Genomic DNA, 23946 nt, shown 5'->3' with positions numbered 1-23946 from the left:
CACGGCAGCTTAACATTGCAGCCAAGCTGTAACCACTTTATTTACCGACAGCGTTTTTGTTGCAATACCGACGCGCCGGTTATTGACGAATGCGCCAGCCAGTGCGGAAAATCCACCACACGGCCGCAAGGCAAAGCCCGGTGAACGCCGCGATCGCCAGCAAACTGACCGCAATCGGCACATCTGCGGTGTCAAAGAATGACCAGCGAAACACCGACATCAGATAGACCACTGGATTGAACAGCGCGATGGTGCGCCAGACGCCCGGCAGCATATCGACGCTGTAAAAGCTGCCGCCCAAAAAGATCAGCGGCGTCAGCACCAGCAAGGGGATCAGTTGCAACTGCTGGAAATCCTTCGCCCATATTCCGATGATGAAGCCGAACAGCGAGAAACTGGCGCTGGTCAGCGCAAGCAGGGCCAGCATTGCCACAGGATGCGCAATCGGCAGATCCACAAAGGCAAACGCCGTCGCCAGAATAACCAGCCCGATCAAGATGGATTTCGTCGCGGCTGCACCGACGTAGCCGATGACAATCTCCATGTAGCTGACCGGGGCGGTCAGCAACTCGTAGATCGTGCCGGTGAATTTCGGGAAGTTGATCGCAAAGGATGCGTTGGAAACGGATTGCGTGATCACCGTTAGCATGATCAGCCCCGGCACGATGAACGCGCCGTAGGTCACGCCGTTAACTTGCTCAATCTTGCTGCCAATCGCAGCACCAAACACAACGAAGTATAGTGAGGTCGAGATCACGGGGGAGATCAAGGATTCAATGATGGTGCGGAAAAACCGAGCCATTTCCTTGCGATAGATCACGTTGATGGCGCGAAAGTTCATGGCTTTTCCCTTACCATTCCAACGAAAATATCCTCAAGACTGCTTTGCCTTGTCGCAAGATCAGTCATCTGCAAGCCAGCACTGCGCAAATCACCCAAAAAGTTGGTGATCCCGGTGCGCTCGCGTTTGGTGTCGTAGGTGTAGATCAGGCTGCGACCATCGCTGCCGAGTTCCAAAGCATAACTTGCTAGTGCCTCGGGTATGGCCGTAATCGGCTCGGCGAGGTCAACATGCAGTTGTTTGCGGCCCATTTGCGCCATCAACTCGGCCTTGTTCTGCACCAGCAGAATTTCGCCCTTGTTGATCACGCCGACCCGATCTGCAATTGCTTCGGCTTCTTCAATGTAATGGGTGGTCAGGATGATCGTGACGCCCTGCGCCTTTAGATCAGACACCACAGACCACATATCTTTGCGCAATTCGACATCAACGCCCGCCGTGGGTTCATCCAAAAACAGCACGCGCGGTTGGTGTGCCAAGGCTTTGGCGATCAAAACGCGGCGCTTCATACCGCCAGATAGCGACTGGATATTGTTGTCCTTTTTGTCCCAGAGCGACAACTGCCGCAGGATTTTCTCGACATACTCCGGATCGGGCGATTTGCCAAACAGCCCGCGCGAGAAGGTCACGGTGTTAAAAACTTTCTCGAACGGCTCCAGCGAAATTTCCTGCGGCACCAGCCCAATTTGGCTGCGCGTGGCACGGAAATCGCGGACAACATCATGGCCTCCCACCAAAATCTGACCAGAGGTCGGCTGTACGATGCCGCAAATGGCCGAGATCATCGTGGTCTTGCCCGCGCCATTCGGCCCCAGCAGCGCAAGAATCTCGCCTTCTTCAATCTCTAGATTGACCGACTTTAGCGCCTGAAACCCGGTGCTGTAGGTCTTGGTCAAGTTGCGGATAGAAACGATCGACGGCATGGATCACCCATTTTAAGGAACAATCATCTCTAAACCAAGCTGCAGGAAAGGCAAAGACCGTCGTGCGCGCTTTGCAAACAGAAGATGGCGATGCAGACGGAGGTGGCGGGCTGGCATTTCGCCCTCTTTCCCTTCACTCCATTTCCAAATATCTCACAGGCGTCGGGGCCAGACCCCATTTTGCCGGAGCCAAGCCATGATCCCTGTAAAAGGCTATGAAGGCCGAAAAGTCGCTGTGCTCGGTCTGGGCCGGTCCGGTCTGGCCACTGCCCGGGCCCTGCAAGCCGGAGATGCAGAGTTGTTGTTGTGGGACGACAGCCCAGAGGCCCGCGCTAAAGCCGAGGCCGAGGGATTTCAATGCACCGACCTCACCCGAGCCGGGGCTTTTGACGGCGTGGTGGCCTTGGTCACCTCACCCGGCATCCCGCATCTTTATCCCACCCCGAACAAAGTGATCGCGCTGGCATTAGAGGCGGGCATCCCGCTGGATAACGATATTGGCCTGTTCTTTCGCAGCTTCGCCATGTCGGACTGGGACGATTTTGACATCACCCCTCGTGTGATCTGCGTGACCGGCTCGAACGGCAAATCGACCACTACTGCGCTGATCCACCATATCCTTGAAGTGGCAGGGCGGGCGACGCAAATGGCTGGCAACATTGGCCGCGGCGTTTTGGATATCGAGCCCGCGCAGGATGGCGAGGTCGTAGTGCTGGAACTTTCCAGCTATCAAACTGAACTCGCGCGGTCATTGACCCCGGATGTGGCAGTGTTCACCAACCTTTCGCCGGATCATCTGGATCGACATGCCGGGATGGGCGGCTATTTCGCGGCGAAGCGGCGGTTGTTTTCCGAAGGCGGCCCGGACCGGGCGGTGATCGGGGTGGACGAAGCTGAGGGGCGCTTCCTCGCCAATCAAATGGGCGAGGGACCGCAGGATGATCGGGTGATCCGTATATCGTCGGGGCAAAAACTGGAGGGTTTCGGCTGGGCGGTGTTCGCGCGGAAGGGTTTTTTGTCGGAATGGCGGCGTGGCAAGCAGGTGGCCTCGATTGATCTGCGCGAAGTGGCGGGACTGCCGGGTGCGCATAATCATCAGAACGCTTGTGCGGCCTATGCGGCGTGTCGGTCACTCGGGATCGGGCCGAAGCTGATTGAGACGGCGTTTCATTCGTTTGCTGGGTTGCCGCATCGCAGTCAGGTGGTGGGTGAAAAGGCCGGAGTGCGGTTTATCAATGACAGCAAGGCCACCAATGTCGATGCAGCGGGCAAGGCTTTGCAGGCGTTTCCGGCGATCCGTTGGATAGCGGGGGGTATGGGTAAGGATGGCGGGATTGCCGGGCTGCTGCCGTTCCTCGGGTCGGTGGTGAAGGCTTATCTGATCGGGCATTCGGCGCGGGATTTTGCGTTGGAACTGGGGGCGACCCCATATGAGATTTGCGAGACGATGGAGCGCGCGGTTCAGCGTGCGGCTGAGGAGGCTGTAGCGGGGGAGGTGGTATTGCTGGCCCCGGCTGCGGCGTCGTTTGATCAGTATCCGAACTTTGAGGTGCGGGGCGATGATTTTACGGCGCGCGTGAAGGCTTTGTTGGGGTGATTTGGCGGGCTCCCAACTTGGGAGTATTTTTATATGTTCAACTTCAATATGTTAGAATTGTTTGTTTAAGGTTTTGTTAACTGTTTGCGGCTTCATCTTGGTCTAAATACTCCCGCCGGAGGCTTCTGGGGTTGCCTACGGAGCCTCCGGCGGGGATATTTTTGCAGAGAGGATGACCTTTAACGGGAGCGTTTTGGGTTTGGCGGTTGCTTACAATCTGCGGAAGGTTGGGACCGGGCCGGAGTTGTCGAAGAACGGCACGCCGGGTTGTGGGTGGCCGTTCAGCAGGGCGGTGACTTCGGCTAGGACGACCTCGGTTATAAACGGCAGATCGAGGGCGCGGGCTTCAGTCAGGCCGATCCAGTGTAGGTGTGACAGTTCGGTCAGGGTGTCGGAGAATTGCTCGGTATCGCCTGTTATGTTCGCGGCTGAGGCGAGGAAAAACCTTGCGTCAAAGCGGCGAGAGCGGCCCGGTGGGGTGATGGCGCGGAAGATGAAGCGTAAGTCACCGGGCGCGGGGTTGGGCAGGCTTAGGCCGGTCTCCTCGGTCAGTTCGCGCAAGGCGGCGCGGGCTAGGGTGCCGGGGGAGGGTGCGTTTTCTGGGCAGCTTAGCGTCAGGCGGTGGGCGCAATCTAAGTGCAAGCCGGGGAGGTCGATTGTGGCATCCTCGGGGTCAACACCGCCGCCGGGGAAGACGTATTTCGACGGCATGAAGGCGGCGGCATGGCCGCGTTGACCCATCAGCACCTGCGGGCCGCTGGCTGCGGATCGCCACAGGATGATCGTGGCGGCGGGGCGGATGGCTTCGGTCATTGGGGGCTCGGGTTTGCGGGGGGTGAGGCTGGTTGATAGCTAACGCCATTAACTTGTCGGAATTCTTTCACACGGATCAAAATTAGTTTTTGAAGGTTTCACGACCTCAAAGTTGGCGCTAAAAAGTTTTTTGCCATTCCTTGTGCCAGAAACTGTCCATTTGCCTAGCGGTTTGCCGTCCGACAGTCCTATCTCGTAGCCGCTGAACGATGCCTCGCGCGAGCGCATATAGGTCGTCCAGCTTTCAGACCGAGTCCCCTGTGCTCCAAGTGGAGGATGCGTCACCTCAATAGTGACCGCATCGCCGGTGGCTGGTCGCTCCCGACCTTCAATACCAAACAATATGTGATCAACTGCAGGGATAAGATTGGTCGCGCGGCCTAACACTGGCCGCTCAGAGTAGCGCGCGATATCTCCGCTTATTGTATTTTTGCTTTGAGATTTGGAAGTCACCGGAGGCGGGCAAAATATTCCCACGCGTACATCAACAACCCGCTTTGGGTCAGACCAGACTTCACCGTCCGCCAGACTCATTGTGGCGCAACCAAAGGCGAAGGCGATCCCAATACTCCAAGCACACCGACCCATCATCACAACTCCACCAATGACCCTGTGGCAAGGTGTCTGTGCAAATGCTGTCGCGTCAATGACAAAATTAGCTACGAACTGCGATCGTTTTTTTGATTCCGCGCAATACAACCTGCCGATGCCATCTGCCTGTCTCGCCGTGGTGGCATCAATAGTGCGCAAAGGTCCAATTTGTCCCTACCCAAGGGTTCAAAGTGACATCTCGCCTAACAGGCCGACCGCAGCAACTTTCGCTGGACTTGCGAACCCTCTTTTGATCGGCCTCGCCAACGTAACCCGCGTCACTCGCCTGCGCTTACGACTGCTGGCTCGCATCTACGCGACCAAAGCCGTGCATGCGCTTCGCCCATTGCAGAGCGACCATCGCGCCTTTCAGCCGGGGTAGCAGATACAGCGACAGCGCTACGGTGCCGATGGAGAAGATGGTGATCAGGGTTGCGGGCTCGGGGCGATATTTGACGAAGACGAACATCAGCAGCGGCGCTAGGATGTGGCCGACGATCAGGATTGTGAGGTAGGCGGGGCCGTCATCGGCGCGCTGGGCGGTGAAGTTCTCGCCGCAGACCGGGCAGCTTTCGCGCACCTTCAGATAGCCTTTCATCAGCGGGCCTGCGCCACAATTCGGGCAGCAACGCGCCCAGCCACGGCGCAGCGCAGGCCATGTTGGCCGCTCCACTTCGGTATCATACGGGGAAAGCGCGGCAGAGTGCGTAGCAGCGGAGTGCAGGGCAGCATTGGGCATCGAATTATCCTGTGTGCGTCTTGGTCATATAGCGAATGTGCAGGCCGAAGTTGAGGGGTGAGCTGGGGGGGTGCTGCTTTGTCGCAAGCGCAACAAATCGGCGGGCCGTGAGGCCGCGCAAAATAGCTGCGACGGAAAGCCAAAGCTGTGGCGTTTATCTGAGTATGAACGCCACGGCAGCAAGCGTGCGGCGAGATTGAGGAGACGACTATGAGCAAGAGTAAATTGGCGATGAGCAAGAATAAGTTGGCCGGTTCGGCATTGGTTTTGGTTGCGGCCCTGATGGGTGCTGCGGCTTACGCGCAGGACGCGGCACCGAAGCCTCCGGGTCCGTTTGATTTCGCGACTTTGGACACCGATAAGGATGGCAAAATCACCAAGGCCGAGGTGGATGCGTTCCGCGCGGGCAAGGTCAAGGCGATGGATGCCAATGCGGACGGCAAACTTTCCGCCGATGAAATGGCTGCTCCACGCATTGCGGATGTGACGGCACGGATCAATGCGCGCTCGGCCGAGATGGTCAGCCGGATGGACACCGATGGCGACGGTTTGCTGACGGCGGCCGAGATGGCGGTGCGTCCGGGACCAGAGAAGCTGTTTGAACGCCTTGACGCCGACAAGGATGGTGCTGTGACGCAAGCCGAGGTCGATGGCGCGATGAAGGCGATGCATGACAAGCACGGCAAGGGCGAGCGTGGCCATGGTAAGCACGGCAAGCATCGCCCATGGATTGGTGACGACAAGGGTGGTCCCGACGATATGATGGGCGGCCCGGATGGCATGGATGGTCCGGACGGTGGCCCTGATGCTGGCCCAGACGGCGGTGACGATCAGGCGAACTGATCGCAGCCGGCTTGGCGCCCCGCCGCGATTGGCGGAGTATCCCCAGTGCTCACCAACTTTGTGCGGGGCGTCAGGTTATTAAGGCAATTCTATCGAGCGAAATGTTGCGAGCCCGGCTTTGGCCGGGTAAGCCCGATCTCAGGATGACAATGCCGCGCGATACCCTTGCAGAATTGGCCGATGAGGCGCTGGTGGTGCTCTATGCCAATGGAGACCCGGATGCCGCACGGCTGCTGACCAAGCGCTTGTTGCCGCGGGTGATGGGCTATGCCGGGCGGATGCTATCGGACCGGGTTGAGGCCGAAGATGTGGCGCAAGAGGCGATGTTGCGGTTGTGGAAAGTAGCGCCGGAATGGCGGCAGGGCGAGGCTAAAGTTTCAACCTGGGCTTACCGGGTGGTGACCAACCTGTGCACTGATCGCTTGCGGGCGCGCAGGCGGCGCAGGCTTGATGCGTTGGACGATGTGGCCGAACCTAGCGACGGCGCGATGAGCGTGGTCGCGGGGATGATAGAGGCGGATCGGATGGCGGCACTGGACGGTGCGTTGGCGCAACTGCCCGAGCGTCAGCGTGAGGCGGTGGTGCTGCGGCATATCGAGGGCTTGAGTAACCCTGAGATTGCGGAAGTTTTGCAGATTGGTGTGGAAGCGGTGGAAAGTCTGACGGCGCGGGGCAAGCGGGCGTTGGCTGCGATATTGTCGGGCCAGCGGGCGGCTTTGGGCTATGAGGGGGCGGAATGATGCGAGGTGGCGAAATGATAGATGAGCTTGACGATCTGTTTGCCAGCGCGAAGGCCGCCGCGATGCAGCCTTCTGACGCTTTGATGGCGCGGGTTTTGAGTGATGCGGCGGCTTTGCAGATGCAGCCGGTGGTTTCTGTTCCGGTGCGGCGTCGCGGTGGGTGCTTGGCGGGGCTGGCGGCGGTGTTTGGCGGGGCTGGGTCTTTGGTCGGTGTCGGCTCGGCTGCGGTGGCGGGGCTTTTTCTCGGCTTTGTGCAGCCGGACGGGTTGGGGTCGGTGGCGGATGTGTGGGCCTCGGATACGGTGGATCAGGTTGAATTGATGCCGCAGGTCGATGCGCTGTTGGCAGAGGAATAGGCAATGAGCGAGACGGCGAGCGAGACGGCGAGCGAGACGGCTGTGGTCAAGACTTCCAGCAAAGGATTGCGGATTGCGTTAGCGGTTTCGGTGGCGCTGAATTTGGCGGTAGCGGGGATGTTTGCGGGATCCTTTCTGCATGACGGCGAGCGGCGCGACAATGTGCGCGAAATCGGCTTTGGCCCGTTTACCGAAGCGCTAAGCCACGAGGACCGCAAAGCGCTGCGCAAGGCGTTGATGGCGAAGATGCCAGAGATGCGGCAAGCGCGGCAGGAGGTGAAGCAGGATATGCAGACGTTGCTGGGCGTGCTGCGGGCGCAGCCGTTTGACGCGGGCAAACTATCGGCGGTGATGGAAGCACAGCGGGTGCGGATGGCCGGGCGGTTTGAGGTTGGGCAGAATTTGATGCGCGACCTGCTGGTGTCGATGACGCCGCAAGCGCGGCTGGCTTTTGCGGATCGGTTGGAAAAGCACTTGCGCCGTGCGGCTGAGCGCAAGGCGGGTAAGGCTGAGGGCAAGGACGCAAGTGACGCGGCCGCGCCTTAGTGAATAGCTGTTAAGCTTTTGGAGCCGGCGCAGGTTTGCCTCCGCTTTGGTTTTTTTTGCCAACAGGGTCAGGCAGCGGAGCGGCTGGTGGTGACTTGGTTGCGGCCTGCGGATTTAGCGTGGAGCAGCGCGCGGTCGGCACGCTCCATCAGGTCGGATATGGCGTCCTTTATGTTGGGCATAGCGATATCGGCGGAGCTGGCAAGGCCAATAGAGACGGTGACTTGCGGCGCTGCGAGATCGCCGATGCGCACCGGGGCTTCTTCTATCGCATGGCACAGACGTTCGGCAATCGCGCGCGCGTCGTTGAGGCTGGTGTCGGGCAGGGCGATCAAAAACTCCTCTCCTCCGATGCGGGCCAACAGATCACCGTTGCGCAGATTGCGGGTCAGACGGTCGGCCACTTCGATGAGAACAGCGTCGCCCGCTGCATGGCCCCAACGGTCGTTCACCGATTTGAAACGATCCAGATCAACTAGCATCACCGCAAATTCTTGGCCCGAGCGGCGCGAAATATCGGCAATCGCGGCCAATTGCGCCATGCCGTAGCGGCGGTTGTGCAGACTTGTCAGGCTGTCGATCATTGCCAATCGCAGGCCGTCTTGCACCGAGGCGCGCATACTGTCGGCCTCTCGCTTGCGCGCAAGCAGGCGGACCAGACGAACGGCGAGTTCTTCGGCTGAGATGCTTTGTGTCACGAGATCATGCGCACCAAGGTCAAATGCCACAGCCGCACTGATGGCGCTGCCGGGGCTGGTTTGCACGCAAAACGCAGCATGTCGGGTATGGGTGCGGCTGCGCAATTCTGACATTAGCCTAAGACCACTGCCGGGACCGCTCAGATCAGATTCGATCAGAAACATATCTGGCGCGGCGCTAGGATGCAGACCTTCGGTCATAGCCTGTTCTGCTGTCATGGCGAGGATGCGGTCACACAGATGCGGCGCCAACTCCCGGCGGAGTTTTAAGGTGACGTCGCTGCGGGCGGTTATGATGGCGATTACGCCCGGTTGGCAGAAGCTGGCGGAATTTTCCGCCAGACCCAGCATGGCGATGCCGTCGTGGTGCGCAGAGAAGCCTTCGACTTGATCGCGGGCGCGCATGAAACTGCGAATGCGCGCCAATAGAACTTGATCTTCAAGCGGCTTTTGCAGGAACTCATCCGCGCCGCTGCGAAAAGCAGCGCAGCGCGCGGCGGCGTCTTGATTTGCCGATACCATCACCACCGGAACATGCCGCAGCAACGGTTCGGCGCGCAATGCCTCAAGCACCCGCAGACCGGACATATCGGGCAGCGTCAAATCAAGCAGGATCAGGTCCGGCAGTTCGCGCATAGCAATATCAAGGCAACTGGCACCGTCTGATGCGACGAGCGGAGTATAGCCTGCCGCAGCCAGCTTGACCTTCATAACGATGCGGTTTGTCGCAACATCGTCAACGATGAGTATCTTGCCAACCATTACCGAAACGCCCGATTTGAAAATTAACCTTATGTTTCCAGTTTCGGTCTAAAGGGTTAAGAAATCCTTTCTAAAACCATAAAGCGGCTCGCGCAGTTTGGGGCGAATGTGGCTAAATCATGGGGAAAACGCGATGAATAAGCGGGAATCTGCTGAAACAATGGCTTTGCGAGCGTTTTCTTGGCTTTTGGGGCAGGATGATCTGGTCGGTGTATTCCTTAACGCAACGGGCGCTGGGCAGGACGAACTGTCGAAGCTCGCGGGTGATCCGGTGTTTCTGGGGGCAGTACTGGATTTTCTGATGGAAGATGATGCGCGGGTGATTGGGTTTTGTGACAGCGCGGGGTTGCCCTATACGGCGGTAATACAGGCGCGACAGGGCCTGCCGGGGGGAGATTTGCCAAACTGGACGTGATTGCGTTTTCCGCTTTACCCGGTCAGGGTGCGGCAAAATTAAGTCGGGATCGGCGCGCTGATCGAGTGGAGACGAGTATGATTGAGGCGCTGATTTTTGACAAGGATGGCACGCTGTTTGACTTTCGGCTCAGCTGGGGGGGTTGGACTCGCGAGCTGCTGGCCGAGTTGGGCGATGGTGATGGCCTGCTCGCGACGGTGCTCGGTTATGACGGTTTGCACAATGATTTTGCGCCGGACAGTCCGGTGATTGCGATGACCACGCCCGAGATCGCGGATATTTTGCTGCCGCATCTGCCCGGACTATCGTTTGCCGAATTGCTCGACACGATGAACCGATTGGCGGGCGATGCGCCGATGGTGCCCGCGGTCAATCTGCCAGCTGTGCTTGGGGCGTTGCGGGCGCGGGGTTTGAAGCTGGGATTGGCGACCAATGACACCGAGGTTCCGGCGCGGCGACATCTGGATGGCGCGGGGGTGCTCGGGCTGTTCGATTTCGTGGCAGGCTGCGATTCAGGCTTTGGCGGCAAACCTGCGCCGGGGCAATTGCTGGCTTTCGTGCGGGCATGTGGATTGACCCCGGCTCGGGTGGCTATGGTGGGCGATAGTTTGCACGATCTGGATGCGGGCCGTGCTGCGGGCATGAAGACTGTGGCGGTGCTGACGGGGATCGCCACGCGCGCCGATCTGGAGGCCCGTGCGGATGTGGTTCTGGGCGATATTAGCGAGCTCGAAGCTTGGATAGACGGTTTGGTGGCGGTCTAAGCGGGCCAACATATAAAAACGACGTATTTGGGTCGCAAACGTGGTGCGCTAACCGGGCGTGTTTCCTTCATCTTGGCGCAAAGAGCGGCCACGGTTGTGGTCGCAACAATGGAGACGCCAGATGAGCGATGATGCAAACCGCAAACGTGCCCGAGCCGGCGGCCGCGCAGGCAACAAAATCCGGGCGGGCTCGGCGGTTCTTGATCAGATGCCGTGGCGGATTCCGGTTAACCCTGATCGCCCGACGGAACCGTTGGATGCTGACGGCGTGCAGGCGGTGCATAAAGCGACGATGCGAATTTTGAAGGAAATCGGCATCGAGTTCTTGAACCCCGAAGCGGTGGCTTATCTAAAGCAAGCTGGCTGCGTGGTGAATGGCACCAACGTCAAAATGGACGAAGATTTCGTGATGGAGATGCTGTCGCATGCTCCGGAAAGCTTCACGATCACGCCGCGCAACCCCGAGCGTGAAGTGATCATGGGCGGCAAGCATATGCTGTTTGTCAACGTATCTAGCCCGCCAAACTCGTGGGATCTGGAGCGGGGCAAGCGTACGGGTGACTTTGAAACCTTCAAAGATTTTATGAAGTTGACCCAATACTTCAATTGTATCCATATCGCGGGCGGCTACCCGGTGGAGCCTGTAGATATTCATGCCTCGGTGCGGCATTTGGACTGTCTATACGAAAAGCTGACGCTGACCGACAAAGTGGTTCACGCCTATTCTTTGGGTGCCGAGCGGGTCGAGGATGTGATGGAGATGGTCCGCATTGCTGGCGGTCTGAGCCATGAGGAATTTGAAGCGAAGCCGCGGATGTACACCAACATCAACTCGGTCTCACCTTTGCAGCACGATTATCCGATGTTGGACGGGGCGATGCGGTTGGCGAAACGCGGGCAGCCGGTGGTGGTGACGCCGTTCACTTTGGCGGGCGCGATGGCTCCGGTGACGATGTCGGGCGCGGTGACGCTGTCATTGGCCGAAGGTTTGGCGGCGGTGGCGTTGCTGCAATATATCAATCCGGGTTGCCCGGTGGCTTTGGGGACGTTCACCTCGAACGTCGATATGAAGTCGGGTGCGCCCGCATTCGGTACGCCGGAATACATGCGCGCGACGCAGATGACCGGGCAGTTGGTGCGGTATTACAAGCTGCCACTGCGCTCGTCTGGTTGCTGTGCAGCCAATGTGCCGGATGGTCAGGCAATGTGGGAAACTTCCAACGCGTTGTGGGCGGCGGTTCAAAGCCGCACGAACATGGTTTATCACTCGGCGGGCTGGCTGGAGGGTGGTTTGATCGCGAGCCCAGAGAAGTTTATCATGGACTGCGAAGTCTTGCAGATGATCCAACGCTACTTCGAGGATGCCGTGACTGCTGTGACGCCGGACGATCTGGCGTTTGATGCGATTAAGCAGGTCGGACCGGGCGGGCATTACTTTGGCTGCCAGCACACGCAAGACCGCTATCAAACCGCGTTTTATGCGCCGATGGTATCGGATTGGCGCAATTATGAGGCTTGGCAGTTGGACGGCTCGGTGTGGACGGTGGAGCGCGCGCACAGGCTCTACAAGCAGATCATCGCTGAATTTGAAGCGCCGGAAATGAACGGCGCTCATCAGGAAGAGCTGCGCCAATTCGTGGCTAAGCGTAAGCAAGAGGGCGGCGCGCCGACCGACTTCTAAGTGACTGCGGCCAGTGCGTTGTAGCGCGCTGGCCTTTTGCATGGATCGACCCCGTTTATGCGTTTGCTTGTTGTTAACGCGCGTGGACTAAAATCGGGGGAGAATCATTCAAGAGTTCGCCATGCATGGGCTGATCAATCGCTCCATCCAATGTTTTCTACGGGACACCTACGGTGCCGCCGTTTGGATGGAGATTGCGCGCAAAGCGGGCTTAGGTTTCGATAACTTTGAACCCCTACTGACTTATGACGCAAGTCTGACGGAATCGGTGATTGAGGCCGCAGCCCAGCATTTGCAGCGTTCCCGCGAAACAGTGCTGGAAGATTTAGGTACTTATCTAATCTCTCATCCAAATCTGGAAGCGTTGCGGCGGCTGCTGCGGTTTGGTGGCGTGGGCTTTCTGGATTTTCTGCACTCGCTGGAAGATTTGCAAGAACACGGACGTCTCGGGCTGCCGGATTTGGAGGTGCCAGAATTTTCGCTGACCGATCAGGGCAACGGCCAATTCTTGCTGCGGGTTTCGCAACTGATCGCGGGGGTGGGGCATGTGACTGTTGGGCTGCTGCGGGCGATGGCCGATGATTATGGTGCGTTGGTGGTGCTGGATCATGTTGGGATTGAAAGCGGGCAAGAACTGGTCGCCGTGCTTTTGCTGGACCATGCTTATTCGCAGGGGCGGCGGTTTGACCTCGCTTTGCCGGTGGGCTGAGCGGTGCCGGGTGTAGCTTTAGAGCAAACAGCGTTGTCTTGGTTGATGCCGATGCACGTGGGGCTTGATGCGGCAGGGCTGATCACCTCGGTGGGACCGACTCTCGCTAAGTTGATTGAGGGGCCGTTGCCGCTGAAGGTCGCATTCCTGAAGGTGTTTGAGGTGCGCAGGCCAGCGGGGATCACTTCTATAGAGACATTGCGCGAACGTGCGGGCGCGCGTTTGCACGTCAACTTGCGCGGCAAGGGCGATGCGTTTCGCGGGCTTGCAGTCCCCACGCAAGGGGGGGGCATCTTGCTGAACCTGTCATTTGGCATCCGGTTGATTGACGCGGTGCGGCAACATGCTTTGACCGATGCAGATTTCGCCCCGACTGATATGGCGGTCGAAATGCTGTATCTGGTAGAGGTGAAACAAGCGGTGATGACAGAACTGCGGCGGCTTAACCTAAGCCTGCAAGGCGCCAAAGCGACGGCCGAGCAACAGGCGCTGACCGATACGCTGACAGGTTTGCGCAATCGGCGCGCGCTTCAGATGGCCCTACCGGCGCTGATTGCGCAGGGGGTGGATTTTGCACTGATGCATATCGATTTGGATTATTTCAAGCAGGTTAATGACAATTTTGGCCATGCAGCGGGCGATGTCGTGCTGCGCGCCGTGGCGGATGCGTTGGCAGTGGAAACCCGCGCCTCTGACACTTTGGCGCGCGTCGGTGGCGATGAGTTCGTAGTGCTGCTGCCGGGGTTGTCGGATACCACCAGACTGGCACAGATCGCGCGACGGATCATTGATCAGGTGATGCAACCGATTGAGTTCGAAAGCACAACTTGCTGTATATCAGCGTCGATTGGGTTGACCATTTCGACGCTTTATGACGGACCGGACGCGGCGCGGATGCTTTGTGACGCAGACAATGCGCTATATGCTGCAAAGCGGGCGGGGCGGGCTCAAGTGAAGTTTTATCAACCGCATATTGATTTGTCGGCCGTTACTGATGATTTGAAGACGGCGTGAAAGCTCTGGCGGTCAGATTGCCAAAAACTCTCTCACAAAAGCTGTAGCCGGTTTGGCGCGGATGTCTTGTGGGCGGCCAATCTGCTCGATACGGCCCATCGACATCACCACAACCAGGTCGGCGAGTTCCATCGCTTCGTCTTGGTCATGCGTCACGAAAACCGTGGTGAGGCCAGTGGTGTCATGTATCTCACGCAGACCCGCGCGCAGCTCTTTGCGCACGCGGGCGTCGAGCGCGCCGAACGGCTCATCTAACAGCAGCATGCGCGGTTCAATCGCCAAAGCTCGGGCGAGGGCGACGCGCTGGCGTTGGCCACCGGAAAGCTGGCTTGGATAGCGTGCACCAATGTCGGGAAGCTGGATCAATTCCAGCAGTTTGGTGACGCGGCGAGCGATTTCCGCGCTTGCCGGACGCTGGGCACGGCTGCGAGCGCGCAGGCCGTAGGCGATGTTTTCAAACACCGTCATATGGCGGAACAAAGCGTAAGACTGGAACACGAAACCGGCGCGGCGGTCTTGCACCGTCATGTTGGTGGCGTCCGATCCGTCAAACAAAACCCGACCAGCGGTTGGAAATTCAAGACCGCCAAGGATGCGCAGCAAGGTGGTTTTCCCCGAGCCGGATGGGCCAAGAAGGGCAACCAAAGCGCCAGATGGGATCGACAGCGATACCGGATGCAGGGCAGCTGTCGCGCCGAACTCTTTGGAGATGTGATCAATTTCGATTTGCATGACTGGAACCTTTTACAAACGATTTGCGGCGGCCAGCTGATCGGCAAAGCGCCATTCCAGCAGGGTTTTCAGGGTAAGCGTGACCAGCGCCAGCAATGCCAGCACGGCAGCCAAGCTGAAGGCGGAAACCGAAAGATACTCGTTATACAGCATCTCAATAGTAATCGGCATGGTGGCGGTTTGGCCGCGAATTTTGCCGGACACCACTGCGACCGCACCAAATTCACCCATGGCGCGGGCGTTACAGAGCAGGACTCCGTAAAGCAGCGCCCAGCGGATGTTGGGCAGCGTGACGGTGAAGAAGATGCGCCAGCCTGAGGCTCCCAAAGTGAGCGCGGCTTCTTCTTCGGCCTTGCCTTGCTCGATCATTACTGGGATCAGTTCGCGCGCGACGAAAGGGAAGGTCACGAACATTGAGGCGAGGATGATCGAGGGCAGCGCGAAGACGATTGGGTAACCTTGGGCAACCAGCCAGCCGCCAACGGCTGTGTTCGCGCCGAAGGTTAACACAAGGCAGAGCCCTGCGACGACAGGTGAGACAGAGAACGGCAGGTCGATCAGGGTAATCAGCAGGGCCTTGCCGCGAAAGTCGTATTTGGTGATGAACCAAGCGGCGGCGATGCCGAAGACTGCGTTTAGGGGGACGGCTACGGCGGCGACGATCAAGGTGAGTTTGATCGCTGACGTTGCCTCGGGGTTGGCGAGGGATTTGATGGCCTCGACAGCGCCCTTTGACAATGCCTCGGCGAATACCGCGACGAGGGGGGCGAACAACAGCAGCGCGAGGAACACAACGACAACGGCGATGAGCGCCACGCGAAAGCCGGGGGATTCGGTGGTTACGGGGCGATGCGCGGCAGAGGCGGGCTGCTTAGGCCAATGGTTTGTGGGCACGTCAGACATAACCAATTCTCCGGCGGCTGAACACTTGGATGGCGTTGATCACCAACAGCATTGCGAATGAAATCAACAACATGGCGATACCTATCGCGGTGGCCCCGGTATAGTTGAACTCTTCCAGTTTGATGACGATCAGCAGCGGGGCGATTTCAGTTTTCAGCGGGATGTTGCCCGCGATAAAGATCACCGAGCCGTATTCGCCGACCGCACGGGCGAGCGATAGGGCAAAGCCGGTCATCGCGGCGGGGGCGAGCATCGGCAGCACGACGCGGCGCAATGTGTAGGCGCGGGTGGCACCAAGGGTTGCGGAGGCTTCTTCAACCTCGCGTTCGATTTCCTCCACCACGGGCTGCACGGTGCGGGTGACGAAGGGCAGACCGACGAAAATCAACGCGATCAAGATGCCCCATTGAGTGTAGGCGATCTTGAAGCCGAGGTCTTTGGCAATGGAACCGAAGGCTCCGTTTGGTGCGTAAAGTGCGGTGAGTGCTATGCCCGCGACGGCGGTGGGCAGCGCGAAGGGTAGATCGACCGCGGCGTCGAGCAGTCGGCGGCCGGGGAAGCGGTAGCGCACCAAAACCCAAGCGAGGGCGACGCCGAACACCAGATTGATCAGGGCCGCATAAAGCGACAGCTTGAAGGACAAGAACAGCGCGCCCCAGATGCGAGGAGTGTTCACCTCATGCCACAGGGCCGGAAAACCGGCAGTGGCGCCCCTCAGAAGAAGGGCGCCAATCGGCAGTAAAACCACCAGAGACAGCAGGGTGAGGGTGATCCCGGCACTTAAAGCCATGCCGGGAAGGGGGGATCTGTTGATCAGGGGTCTACTCATACTCTCACTTCTCTGCTCTCACTTTGCCGTGTAAATCTGGTCGAAGGTACCACCGTCGGCGAAGTGGGTTTTTTGTGCTTCTGCCCAGCCACCAAAGCGGGTGATATCGACCAGTTCCAGTTTAGGGAAGCGGGCAACGTCAGCTGGGTCGGCTTTCGAGGTATCCCAGCCACGGTAGAAGTCTTTGAAGATGATAGCCTGAGCTTCGGGGGTGTAGAGGAAGTTCAGGTAGGCTTCTGCCAACTTGCGCTGATCGTCGTTGTGGATATTGGCTTCAACCAAAGCGACGGGCGGCTCGGCGAGGATCGACAGCGACGGGACGACGATATCAAATTGATCTGCACCGAGTTCCTTTTCAGCCAGGTAAGCCTCATTTTCCCAAGCGAGCAGCACGTCACCAATGCCACGTTGAGCGAAGGTGGTGGTGGCATCACGCGCTCCTTTGTCCAGCACTGGAACGTGCTCAAGCAGAGTTTTGACATAGGCTTGCGGGTCTTTGCCGTTCTTTTCAGCCCAAGCCCAAGCAGCAAGGTAGTTCCAACGCGCACCGCCTGAGGTTTTCGGGTTTGGAGTGATCACTTCAACGCCGTCATTGATCAGATCGCCCCAGTCTTTGATGCCCTTTGGGTTGCCTTCGCGGACCAAGAACACGATGGTCGAAGTGTAAGGCGAGGAGTTGTGGGGAAGTTTCGACTGCCAATCGGCGGGCAGTTTGCCCTCTTTGGCAATTTTGTCGATGTCGGCGGCCAAAGCCAGCGTGACGACTTGCGCATCAAGACCTTCGATCACGGCACGGGCTTGCGCACCCGAACCGCCGTGGCTGGCCTCAATCGTCGGGGCCGCGTTGCCAGCGGCTGTGTAGCTGGCGATAAAAGCAGCGTTCAGGTCTTTGTAAAGCTCACGCGTCGGATCATAGCTGACGTTCAGCAAGGTTTCCGCATGGGCCTGCTGCACGGGTGCAAAGCCAAGATACAGCGCTGACAGCGCGATTAGTGCAGCTTTGCCAAGCCAGCTTTCACGCACGGGAAAGCCAGTAAAATCACGCTCGCCGGTGGTGATGGTAACGCGGCCATCAGCGTGCCGCTGTTTCAGAGTGCCTTGGACGGTGATCGTGCCCGCAACGGTGATGGTGTTGAGCATTTCAGTCTCCTGCAGATGAGGGCGGCGTTTGGCCGGAAAGGGGATTGCGGGGATCAGCCCGAGAATGGGTGTGGCGTTCATCTTGCGTAGGCGTCCAACGGCTCGACGCGGGTTTCCCACAGCCGCACATCGCGGCCATCGAGAAGTTCCCGCACGGCGGATTGCGGATCACGGGTGAAGCGAACCAGCGGGCTGCCCGAGATGCGGTGGGCGCGGCCGGTGCGGCGGTCGATCAGCGAAACCTGATAGGCGCAGGACATCGGTGCCGAAAGGCTGAAGTCTGTTTGAGGCGCTGCGAACATTGTGGTCTCCCTTAGGATCGAGTGTGTCGATACCCTTTTAATAACGACAGAGTTAGTCGAGTTTAGCAACAGAATAATAACGCCAAAAACGGTCGTGATTTTAGAAATAAATTCTCCGGCGCGTTCTTGTTAGAAAGACAATAGGGGGAATATCAATAAAAATCTATTAAGAACAACATGTTAACGCGTAAAAGGAATATTACACGATAAACATAGTAGACATTTAGAATTTTTACATCATCCTTGGGCGCGAACCAGAAGGGGAACGGCCATGGCCGAGCTTGACCAGATTGACCGTAAAATTGTTGCCGAGTTGATGCGCGATGCGACGCTGCCTGTCGCACAAATTGCTGACCGAGTGGGGTTGTCGCAGACGCCGTGCTGGAAGCGAATTCAACGGCTTGAAGCAACCGGGATCATCACGTCAAGGGTCGCGATGGTTGATCCGGCACGGTTGGGATTTGGGCTGACGGTGTTCGTCGAGGTCGAGGCGGTGGATCATTCCGCCGACTGGCGCGACGCTTTCATGCGCGCCACCGAAAGCATTCCCGAGATTATGGAAGTCTACCGGATGGCCGGTGAGATGGACTATCTTCTGCGCGTCTCGGTCGGCGATACGGCAGATTTTGACGCGCTTTATAAACGCCTGACCGATGCGGTGCCGATCAAGAATTTCACCTCGCATTTCGTGATGGAACGGATGAAATACGGCACTGCCTATCCGGTGGACACGCAGCGCCGTTAGGTTAGTCTAAGGCATTGGGCTTAGAATTCGCCCCCGTGTTGGGGCGAATTTTCGTTATGCCATAAGCACATCATCCTTCAGGTTCTCACGCAGGAAGTCTTGCGCAAGGGCGATGCCGTCGGGCGTGATGCTATGGCCGACACCGGGCAGCAGATGCAGTTTGGTGCGCAGGCCAGCGGCTGTGAGCGTAGCCTCGGCATGATTGGCGACTGGCACTGGCATCACAGGGTCATTGGTGCCGTGGATCAGCAGAACCGGCGTTTGTAGCGCAGGAGTAAGCGGGGCGGGGCTGGAGAAGCGCAGCGAGAACGCTACCACAGCACCGACGGGCCAGCGGCCCGAGGCCACCGCATCCAAAGCCATGATCGAGCCTTGGGAAAAGCCTACCAGCGCTACGTTGGGTAGCTGGTTTTGCAGGCCGTGTGCTTCGATAATCTCGCTGATCGTGGCGTCAAAACTTGCGCGGGCATCGGCTACTCGGTCGGGGCGATTGGCCTCGGTTACACCATTGATCGAGAACCATTGACGGCCCGTGCCGCCTTGATCGAATGCGTATGGGGCGTCAGGACTGGCGTAATCCGCGCCGATATTTTGGGCGATATGTTGGCCGATCAGGGCGAGATCAGCGCCGTTGCTGCCAACTCCGTGCAGCATAATCAATAGCTTAATCATGCTTTGTCCCAATCGAGCGCTGGACCGACCGGGATAAGCCCGACTGGGTTCAGGGTTTTGATCGAATAGTAGCCGTGCTTGATATGGTCAATGCTGACGGTCTCACGCACTCCGGGAATCTCCAGAACTCGCAGCATATAGGCTTGCAAATGCGGGTAGTCGGCGATGCGTTTCTGGTTGCATTTGAACAGGCCGTGATAGGCGGCATCGAAGCGGATCAGCGTGACGAAGCCGCGGATATCCGTCTCGGTGAATTGATCGCCGTGCAGGTAAGTCCGGCTGTCGGACAGGCGAGACTCGAGGCTGTCGAGCGTGGCAAACACGTCGGCGAAGGCCCCTTCATAGGCGACTTGGGTGGTGGCAAAGCCCGCGCGATAGACGCCGTTGTTCAGATTGGGGTAAATCTGGTCGTTCAGCGCATCAATCTGGGGGCGCAAGGCTTCGGGATATAGGTCAGGCCCAGACGCAAGATCGCCAAAACCGGAGTTCATCATTCGAACGATGTCCGCCGATTCGTTGTTCACGATGGTGTCGGTGTGTTTGTCCCACAGCACCGGCACCGTAGCGCGGCCCGAAACCTGCGGATCGGCGCGGGTGTAAAGTTCGTGGATGTAGGTGGCACCGTGTAGGTGATCGACCGTGCTGCCGGGATAATCACCGAAGCGCCAGCCTTGATCTGTCAACGTAGGCTCCACGACAGAGACGGTAATAGCCGACCCTAAGCCTTTGAGTTTTCGCGCAATCAGCGTGCGAGAGGCCCAAGGGCAGATCAACGCAACGTAAAGGTGATAGCGTCCGGCTTCGGCCCTGAAACCAGAAGCGCCATCCGGGGTGATCCAGTTGCGAAAGCTGGATTGCTGGCGCAAAAAACCGCCATCGGCGTCTTTTGCCTGCACCGGCTGCCAGTTTTCCATCCATTTGCCATCAACGAGCATCTCACGAACCCTTAGGCGACAGGGTGATCGGGGTGCCCCAAGGATCAGTCAGGGCGGCGGGAAGTTTGGCACGCAAGGCTGCAAGCGGCGCGGCATCGGCGAGAATCTCGAGGTCGGCAAGCCCAGTCGAAGGCAAGTCGCGCTTGCCCGCCCCTCGGCTGTTCCAAGTGTTTGTTGCGAGATGGTGGTGGTAGCCGCCCGAGCCGTAGAAGGCGGCACCGGGGTAATGGGTGGTGATCGCAAAGCCTAATTCACCATTGTAGAACGCCTCGGCCTCTGGCACCGATCCGGTTTGCAAATGCACATGACCGATCACCGTGCCAGCCGGGGCTTGGGTAAACGGGGCGGTGGCGTTGGCGGCCAGGTTATTCAAATCGAGCCCGTTGGTGGCCATTTGAATCTGTCCGTTCTGGGTCTTCCAAGCACTGCGCGGGCGGTCGACATAGATCTCAATACCGTTGCCTTCGGGGTCCGACATATAGATCGCCTCGCTGATGAGGTGATCGCTGGCACCCTCTAATTGGAGGCGCGATTCTGAGGCGTGCAGCAGCCAAGCGCCCAGATCGGCGCGGCTTGGCAGTAGGAAAGCGGTGTGGAACAGGCCCGCTTCCTTCGGCGAACGCTTGCGGGCATTTTTATCGGCGCGCAGTTCCAGTAGCGTGGTGTTGGCTGCGCCAAGGCGGAGGGTTTCACCGTCGTTGCTGATTTCCGCCAAGCCAAGCGCTTGTTTATAAAAGGAACCGACGCGCCCGATGTCATTTACCGTCAGGGCGACACGACCGATTTCTAAAGGTGCAGATGCAGTGGACATGTCGGTTCTCCAATATCTCAGGGTTATTTGCGGCGGCCAAGCGATGCGGCACCGTCGCCGAGCAAGGCTTGAACCACAAGGGCGACGATCCAGAATGCCGGGTATTCCCAGCCGCCGTTAGCGTTGGTAAATAAGAATCCAGCAGCGAAATGCACGGTGACGATGGCACCGAGCAGCACCGGGATCAAGATAAGCGAGACGATGCGGGTACGGTATCCGGCGATCAGCGCAACGCCGCCGATGATTTCCGCTGCGATGGTCAGATATGCCAGCGGACCGGGCAGGCCGAGGCTTTGAAAGAAACCCGCGGTGCCTGCGAGGCCAAAGCCGAACAGTTTCAGCCCACCATGGGCGAGGAACAGAATACCGAGGGCGACGCGCAGGATCAGTGCTGCGAGGTCCGGGCGATTTGGCGACTGGCTGGTAAGAGCGGTCATAGCGATTATCCTACATGGGTTGGCGTGATGATCCCAATATGGCTCAATCGTAATCCCGCGATAATCCGGCAGTTTGGAAGATCATTCCATCCGATTTGGAAGGGGTTGCGGAAGATTTTGAGCAAGAAAATCAATCAGCACCCGCATCTTCAGCGCCAGATGACGACCGGAGGGGTAAAGCGCATAAACGCCCATCGGGGGATCTTCGTAACCAGCAAGCAAGCGGATTAGCCGACCCGACGCAAGGCTTTCGGCCATCACGAAATCGGGTGATGAGGCTATACCCAGACCAGCCTCAGCGGCTATCACACAAGCCGAAGCGTTAGAGAACGTTAGACGCCCGTTAACCGCTACGCGCTGATTTTGCGTAAAACTCCAGCGGTTCGGGTCGCGGTAGTTGGTGTCGATCACACATTCATGCTGGGTCAAATCTTGCGGGATTTGGGGACAACCGCGCGCTGCCAGATAATCCGGCGATGCCGCCACAATCAACTGCGACGTGCTAAGTTTGCGTGCTATCAGTGTGGTATCGCCGGGTTTGCCGACCCTGACGGCCATGTCGAACCCTTCATCGACAAGGTTCACCAGCCGATCCGAGAAATGCACATCCAGCGCAATCTCGGGGTAAACCTTGGCGAAATCCGCAAGTCGAGGTGCAAGCCGAATGGTGCCAAAGCTGAGCGGCGCGCTAAGGCGAATTTTTCCGCGCGGCAATAGTGCTTCGTTTCGGATCTGGGTGTCGAGCGCATCAAACTCATCGAGCAATCCGCGCAGACGGTCGAAATAAGCCTGTCCGGCTTCGGTCGCAGCCAGTGCGCGGGTCGTGCGGTGCAAAAGTCGCACACCAAGATCGGATTCGAGCTTTGAGACCAGCTTGGAGGCTTGGCCAGAGCTGGTGCCTAAACGCAGCGCAGCCGCCGCAAAGCTACCGGTTTCAAGCACGGTAACGAACATACGCTCCGCGATTAACCTGTCCATTGCGCGCCTTTACTTGGGGATGAAGCACAGGCTAGCGCGATTACTGCTGATTTGGAAGCAAACTGGCAGTTGGCAATCCGCAACGTTAGTTTTGGATCACTGATATTTTGGAGGTAAGTGGCAGCCCGTAGGGGAGTCGAACCCCTCTTACCAGAATGAAAATCTGGTGTCCTAACCGATAGACGAACGGGCCACTGCGGCGTTTCCTAAGCGGTTGCGGCGCGGGCTGCAAGGGGGTGAAGGCAGTCAGCCGTCAATTTTTGCGCCCATAAGCGCGATGGCTTGCTGATAAACCGTCGCGGCGTTCCATTGCTTGATAACCGCGAAATTCGGCTCGCCTTCCTGATAGCCCTGGCCCGGTTGCCAGCCTTTTTGGCTCAGGTAGTTGGCGGTGGTCGCCAGCGCATCGGTCAGGTTGGTGAGGTCAATCCGCCCATCGCCGTTGCCATCCTGGCCAAAATTCAACGCATTGCCCGGGAGAAATTGGGTGTGGCCCAGCTCGCCATGCTTTGCCCCGACCGATTTTGCGCTGATCGAGCCTTGATCGACCAGCACCAGAGCGCCCAGCAGATGCGGACGGAAGAAATCCGAGCGGCGGCAGTCGTAAGTCAGCGTGGCAATCGCTGAGACAACATTCGTGTCGCCCATAAAATTGCCAAAGCCAGTTTCCATACCATGAATGGCCAACAGCACACCCGCTGGCACACCATATTGCGCCTCTAGCCCGGCATAAAGATCGGGATTCTTCTTTTTGCGCGAACGACCTTGTGAGACGATCGCATCTGCTCCGCGCACCGAGAGGAACTTTTGCAGCGTGTATTTAAAGCTTTTCTGATTGCGATCTGCCGAAATCGTCGCTTTGGAATAGCTTGCCCCCATTAGCGCCGCGCGACCGGCTTTACCGACTCCCTCGGCCTTGGCCTCTTGCGCCATATCAGCCTTCCAAGCCTCAAATCCGGCCGAAGTATTGCCGCAAGGGGCGGCCAAGGCTGGGGCGGCGAGCGCCAGCGACAAGAGCAATGCAGTCATTGATTTGGTCAACACGTTTGGGCACCCAGCGATGAAATATCGGGCGCAGAATAGCCGGGCTATCGCGCGACACAAGGGGGCTAAAATCGCCAGACCGCCCGCGCGGCCTTTGACCGTCTTAATAGCCCGCTTGGCTCGGCCCGTCTATATCCGCGAAGGCCGTTCCGTTGCTAAGCCGTATCCTCAAGCTTGAGTTTCACATGGGCAACGAAAGGGCAATTTTGAATGTTCGGGTATCTGTGACAGATGCGCTATCCTTGGGGCTCTTTAGAAACATGAGCATTTGCCCGCAATAAGTCGCAGCGCGCATTTATGCGCCGTCGTTTCCCGAGCGACCGCGTCGCAGCCTCCTGTCAAATATGGCGACCAGGTTCTCTAGCAATTTGATGACAAAAAAGGCT

Annotated in this window: 28 protein-coding genes and 1 tRNA gene; 11 read left to right on the top strand and 18 right to left on the bottom strand. The window is 58.2% G+C overall.

Going from position 1 to position 23946, the window contains the following annotated elements; translation table 11 throughout:
- Positions 1-79: 79 nt before the first annotated feature.
- Complete coding sequence (locus JWS10_RS10490) at positions 80-841, bottom strand: ABC transporter permease (protein ID WP_299474540.1); 762 nt, start codon at positions 839-841, stop codon at positions 80-82.
- On the bottom strand, positions 838-1764 hold the full coding sequence (locus tag JWS10_RS10485; RefSeq protein WP_299507097.1) for an ABC transporter ATP-binding protein: 927 nt from the start codon (positions 1762-1764) through the stop codon (positions 838-840). Before JWS10_RS10485 ends, JWS10_RS10490 begins: the two co-directional genes overlap by 4 nt.
- 148 nt (positions 1765-1912) lie before the next feature.
- On the opposite strand from JWS10_RS10485, the gene murD reads away from it, so the two are divergent.
- Positions 1913-3361 (top strand): UDP-N-acetylmuramoyl-L-alanine--D-glutamate ligase, encoded by a 1449-nt coding sequence (murD, locus tag JWS10_RS10480; protein WP_299507150.1) that lies wholly within the window; start codon positions 1913-1915, stop codon positions 3359-3361.
- Positions 3362-3571: 210 nt separating this feature from the next.
- On the opposite strand, the gene JWS10_RS10475 is transcribed toward murD, so the two are convergent.
- The 3 genes from JWS10_RS10475 to JWS10_RS10465 all read right to left on the bottom strand — a co-directional run bounded on the left by JWS10_RS10475 (position 3572) and on the right by JWS10_RS10465 (position 5504).
- The gene (locus JWS10_RS10475; protein WP_299507094.1) at positions 3572-4174 is read right to left on the bottom strand and encodes an NUDIX hydrolase; all 603 of its coding nucleotides are present in this window, start codon (positions 4172-4174) and stop codon (positions 3572-3574) included.
- Positions 4175-4222: 48 nt separating this feature from the next.
- The gene (locus JWS10_RS10470) at positions 4223-4924 is read right to left on the bottom strand and encodes a DUF3859 domain-containing protein (RefSeq protein ID WP_299507091.1); all 702 of its coding nucleotides are present in this window, start codon (positions 4922-4924) and stop codon (positions 4223-4225) included.
- 133 nt (positions 4925-5057) lie between these two features.
- Positions 5058-5504 carry a DUF983 domain-containing protein gene (locus tag JWS10_RS10465; protein ID WP_299474524.1) on the bottom strand — a complete coding sequence of 149 codons (447 nt, stop codon included), beginning with the start codon at positions 5502-5504 and terminating at the stop codon, positions 5058-5060.
- 210 nt (positions 5505-5714) lie between these two features.
- On the opposite strand from JWS10_RS10465, the gene JWS10_RS10460 reads away from it, so the two are divergent.
- From JWS10_RS10460 to JWS10_RS10445, 4 genes are all read left to right on the top strand, one after another.
- The gene (locus JWS10_RS10460; RefSeq protein ID WP_299507088.1) at positions 5715-6347 is read left to right on the top strand and encodes a hypothetical protein; all 633 of its coding nucleotides are present in this window, start codon (positions 5715-5717) and stop codon (positions 6345-6347) included.
- 143 nt (positions 6348-6490) lie between these two features.
- Entirely contained in the window at positions 6491-7087 is a 597-nt protein-coding gene (locus JWS10_RS10455; protein WP_299507085.1) for an RNA polymerase sigma factor, read from the top strand.
- Between the two features lie 14 nt (positions 7088-7101).
- Positions 7102-7443: a dihydroorotate dehydrogenase gene (locus JWS10_RS10450; RefSeq protein ID WP_299507082.1), complete on the top strand. Its 342-nt coding sequence runs from the start codon at positions 7102-7104 to the stop codon at positions 7441-7443.
- A 3-nt stretch (positions 7444-7446) separates the two neighbouring features.
- On the top strand, positions 7447-7989 hold the full coding sequence (locus JWS10_RS10445) for a periplasmic heavy metal sensor (protein ID WP_299507079.1): 543 nt from the start codon (positions 7447-7449) through the stop codon (positions 7987-7989).
- A gap of 68 nt (positions 7990-8057) precedes the next feature.
- Here the strand turns inward: JWS10_RS10445 and JWS10_RS10440 are convergent, their stop codons facing one another.
- Positions 8058-9449, bottom strand: a complete 1392-nt coding sequence (locus tag JWS10_RS10440; protein ID WP_299507076.1) for a diguanylate cyclase — start codon at positions 9447-9449, stop codon at positions 8058-8060.
- A 133-nt stretch (positions 9450-9582) separates the two neighbouring features.
- On the opposite strand from JWS10_RS10440, the gene JWS10_RS10435 reads away from it, so the two are divergent.
- The 5 genes from JWS10_RS10435 (at position 9583) to JWS10_RS10415 (ending at position 14032) form a co-directional block, all read left to right on the top strand.
- On the top strand, positions 9583-9864 hold the full coding sequence (locus JWS10_RS10435; RefSeq protein ID WP_299474506.1) for a DUF3572 domain-containing protein: 282 nt from the start codon (positions 9583-9585) through the stop codon (positions 9862-9864).
- A 77-nt stretch (positions 9865-9941) separates the two neighbouring features.
- The gene (locus tag JWS10_RS10430; protein ID WP_299507073.1) at positions 9942-10628 is read left to right on the top strand and encodes an HAD family hydrolase; all 687 of its coding nucleotides are present in this window, start codon (positions 9942-9944) and stop codon (positions 10626-10628) included.
- 121 nt (positions 10629-10749) lie between these two features.
- Complete coding sequence (locus JWS10_RS10425) at positions 10750-12309, top strand: trimethylamine methyltransferase family protein (protein WP_299507070.1); 1560 nt, start codon at positions 10750-10752, stop codon at positions 12307-12309.
- Positions 12310-12430: 121 nt separating this feature from the next.
- Positions 12431-13018: a heme NO-binding domain-containing protein gene (locus JWS10_RS10420; protein WP_299507067.1), complete on the top strand. Its 588-nt coding sequence runs from the start codon at positions 12431-12433 to the stop codon at positions 13016-13018.
- 45 nt (positions 13019-13063) lie between these two features.
- Positions 13064-14032, top strand: coding sequence for a GGDEF domain-containing protein (locus tag JWS10_RS10415; protein ID WP_299507148.1), 969 nt, complete (start codon positions 13064-13066; stop codon positions 14030-14032).
- Positions 14033-14044: 12 nt separating this feature from the next.
- On the opposite strand, the gene cysA is transcribed toward JWS10_RS10415, so the two are convergent.
- From cysA to JWS10_RS10390, 5 genes are all read right to left on the bottom strand, one after another.
- Positions 14045-14764: a sulfate ABC transporter ATP-binding protein gene (cysA, locus tag JWS10_RS10410; RefSeq protein ID WP_299474491.1), complete on the bottom strand. Its 720-nt coding sequence runs from the start codon at positions 14762-14764 to the stop codon at positions 14045-14047.
- Positions 14765-14776: 12 nt separating this feature from the next.
- Positions 14777-15667: a sulfate ABC transporter permease subunit CysW gene (gene cysW / locus JWS10_RS10405; RefSeq protein WP_299507064.1), complete on the bottom strand. Its 891-nt coding sequence runs from the start codon at positions 15665-15667 to the stop codon at positions 14777-14779.
- The gene (cysT, locus tag JWS10_RS10400) at positions 15660-16496 is read right to left on the bottom strand and encodes a sulfate ABC transporter permease subunit CysT (protein ID WP_299474485.1); all 837 of its coding nucleotides are present in this window, start codon (positions 16494-16496) and stop codon (positions 15660-15662) included. Before cysT ends, cysW begins: the two co-directional genes overlap by 8 nt.
- A gap of 18 nt (positions 16497-16514) precedes the next feature.
- Entirely contained in the window at positions 16515-17636 is a 1122-nt protein-coding gene (locus JWS10_RS10395) for a sulfate ABC transporter substrate-binding protein (protein ID WP_299507061.1), read from the bottom strand.
- 77 nt (positions 17637-17713) lie between these two features.
- Positions 17714-17938, bottom strand: a complete 225-nt coding sequence (locus tag JWS10_RS10390) for a hypothetical protein (protein WP_299474479.1) — start codon at positions 17936-17938, stop codon at positions 17714-17716.
- Between the two features lie 271 nt (positions 17939-18209).
- Between JWS10_RS10390 and JWS10_RS10385 the strand changes: the two genes are divergently transcribed.
- Positions 18210-18683 (top strand): Lrp/AsnC family transcriptional regulator, encoded by a 474-nt coding sequence (locus JWS10_RS10385; RefSeq protein ID WP_299474476.1) that lies wholly within the window; start codon positions 18210-18212, stop codon positions 18681-18683.
- A 54-nt stretch (positions 18684-18737) separates the two neighbouring features.
- On the opposite strand, the gene JWS10_RS10380 is transcribed toward JWS10_RS10385, so the two are convergent.
- The 7 genes from JWS10_RS10380 to JWS10_RS10350 all read right to left on the bottom strand — a co-directional run bounded on the left by JWS10_RS10380 (position 18738) and on the right by JWS10_RS10350 (position 23545).
- Entirely contained in the window at positions 18738-19355 is a 618-nt protein-coding gene (locus JWS10_RS10380; protein ID WP_299507058.1) for a dienelactone hydrolase family protein, read from the bottom strand.
- A complete protein-coding gene (locus tag JWS10_RS10375) occupies positions 19352-20290 on the bottom strand; it encodes a glutathione S-transferase family protein (RefSeq protein ID WP_299507056.1) in 939 nt (312 codons plus the stop codon). Before JWS10_RS10375 ends, JWS10_RS10380 begins: the two co-directional genes overlap by 4 nt.
- Position 20291: 1 nt before the next feature.
- On the bottom strand, positions 20292-21101 hold the full coding sequence (locus tag JWS10_RS10370; RefSeq protein ID WP_299507054.1) for a VOC family protein: 810 nt from the start codon (positions 21099-21101) through the stop codon (positions 20292-20294).
- 23 nt (positions 21102-21124) lie between these two features.
- The gene (locus JWS10_RS10365; protein WP_299507052.1) at positions 21125-21538 is read right to left on the bottom strand and encodes a DoxX family protein; all 414 of its coding nucleotides are present in this window, start codon (positions 21536-21538) and stop codon (positions 21125-21127) included.
- A gap of 81 nt (positions 21539-21619) precedes the next feature.
- Positions 21620-22516, bottom strand: coding sequence for a LysR family transcriptional regulator (locus JWS10_RS10360; protein ID WP_299507049.1), 897 nt, complete (start codon positions 22514-22516; stop codon positions 21620-21622).
- Between the two features lie 118 nt (positions 22517-22634).
- Positions 22635-22709: transfer RNA gene (locus tag JWS10_RS10355), tRNA-Glu, on the bottom strand.
- Positions 22710-22762: 53 nt separating this feature from the next.
- A complete protein-coding gene (locus JWS10_RS10350) occupies positions 22763-23545 on the bottom strand; it encodes a lytic transglycosylase domain-containing protein (RefSeq protein WP_299477527.1) in 783 nt (260 codons plus the stop codon).
- Between the last annotated feature and the right edge of the window lie 401 nt (positions 23546-23946).

The sequence above is a fragment of the Cypionkella sp. genome, assembly GCF_028290025.1.
GTDB lineage: Bacteria > Pseudomonadota > Alphaproteobacteria > Rhodobacterales > Rhodobacteraceae > Cypionkella.
The sequence above is the reverse complement of the archived record's forward strand: the minus strand, read 5'-3'. Positions and strand labels throughout refer to the sequence as shown.

Coding starts and splice junctions, on each gene's coding strand:
- JWS10_RS10445 (WP_299507079.1), top strand. CDS start 7,447: ATGAGCGAGACGGCGAGCGAGACGGCGAGCGAGACGGCTGTGGTCAAG.
- cysT (WP_299474485.1), bottom strand. CDS start 16,496: ATGAGTAGACCCCTGATCAACAGATCCCCCCTTCCCGGCATGGCTTTA.
- cysA (WP_299474491.1), bottom strand. CDS start 14,764: ATGCAAATCGAAATTGATCACATCTCCAAAGAGTTCGGCGCGACAGCT.
- JWS10_RS10385 (WP_299474476.1), top strand. CDS start 18,210: ATGGCCGAGCTTGACCAGATTGACCGTAAAATTGTTGCCGAGTTGATG.
- JWS10_RS10425 (WP_299507070.1), top strand. CDS start 10,750: ATGAGCGATGATGCAAACCGCAAACGTGCCCGAGCCGGCGGCCGCGCA.
- cysW (WP_299507064.1), bottom strand. CDS start 15,667: ATGTCTGACGTGCCCACAAACCATTGGCCTAAGCAGCCCGCCTCTGCC.
- JWS10_RS10490 (WP_299474540.1), bottom strand. CDS start 841: ATGAACTTTCGCGCCATCAACGTGATCTATCGCAAGGAAATGGCTCGG.
- JWS10_RS10460 (WP_299507088.1), top strand. CDS start 5,715: ATGAGCAAGAGTAAATTGGCGATGAGCAAGAATAAGTTGGCCGGTTCG.
- JWS10_RS10370 (WP_299507054.1), bottom strand. CDS start 21,101: ATGTCCACTGCATCTGCACCTTTAGAAATCGGTCGTGTCGCCCTGACG.
- JWS10_RS10455 (WP_299507085.1), top strand. CDS start 6,491: ATGACAATGCCGCGCGATACCCTTGCAGAATTGGCCGATGAGGCGCTG.
- JWS10_RS10380 (WP_299507058.1), bottom strand. CDS start 19,355: ATGATTAAGCTATTGATTATGCTGCACGGAGTTGGCAGCAACGGCGCT.
- JWS10_RS10350 (WP_299477527.1), bottom strand. CDS start 23,545: ATGACTGCATTGCTCTTGTCGCTGGCGCTCGCCGCCCCAGCCTTGGCC.
- JWS10_RS10450 (WP_299507082.1), top strand. CDS start 7,102: ATGATAGATGAGCTTGACGATCTGTTTGCCAGCGCGAAGGCCGCCGCG.
- JWS10_RS10485 (WP_299507097.1), bottom strand. CDS start 1,764: ATGCCGTCGATCGTTTCTATCCGCAACTTGACCAAGACCTACAGCACC.
- JWS10_RS10465 (WP_299474524.1), bottom strand. CDS start 5,504: ATGCCCAATGCTGCCCTGCACTCCGCTGCTACGCACTCTGCCGCGCTT.
- JWS10_RS10415 (WP_299507148.1), top strand. CDS start 13,064: ATGCCGATGCACGTGGGGCTTGATGCGGCAGGGCTGATCACCTCGGTG.
- JWS10_RS10360 (WP_299507049.1), bottom strand. CDS start 22,516: ATGGACAGGTTAATCGCGGAGCGTATGTTCGTTACCGTGCTTGAAACC.
- JWS10_RS10435 (WP_299474506.1), top strand. CDS start 9,583: ATGAATAAGCGGGAATCTGCTGAAACAATGGCTTTGCGAGCGTTTTCT.
- JWS10_RS10375 (WP_299507056.1), bottom strand. CDS start 20,290: ATGCTCGTTGATGGCAAATGGATGGAAAACTGGCAGCCGGTGCAGGCA.
- JWS10_RS10390 (WP_299474479.1), bottom strand. CDS start 17,938: ATGTTCGCAGCGCCTCAAACAGACTTCAGCCTTTCGGCACCGATGTCC.
- JWS10_RS10420 (WP_299507067.1), top strand. CDS start 12,431: ATGCATGGGCTGATCAATCGCTCCATCCAATGTTTTCTACGGGACACC.
- JWS10_RS10395 (WP_299507061.1), bottom strand. CDS start 17,636: ATGCTCAACACCATCACCGTTGCGGGCACGATCACCGTCCAAGGCACT.
- JWS10_RS10475 (WP_299507094.1), bottom strand. CDS start 4,174: ATGACCGAAGCCATCCGCCCCGCCGCCACGATCATCCTGTGGCGATCC.
- JWS10_RS10430 (WP_299507073.1), top strand. CDS start 9,942: ATGATTGAGGCGCTGATTTTTGACAAGGATGGCACGCTGTTTGACTTT.
- JWS10_RS10365 (WP_299507052.1), bottom strand. CDS start 21,538: ATGACCGCTCTTACCAGCCAGTCGCCAAATCGCCCGGACCTCGCAGCA.
- JWS10_RS10440 (WP_299507076.1), bottom strand. CDS start 9,449: ATGGTTGGCAAGATACTCATCGTTGACGATGTTGCGACAAACCGCATC.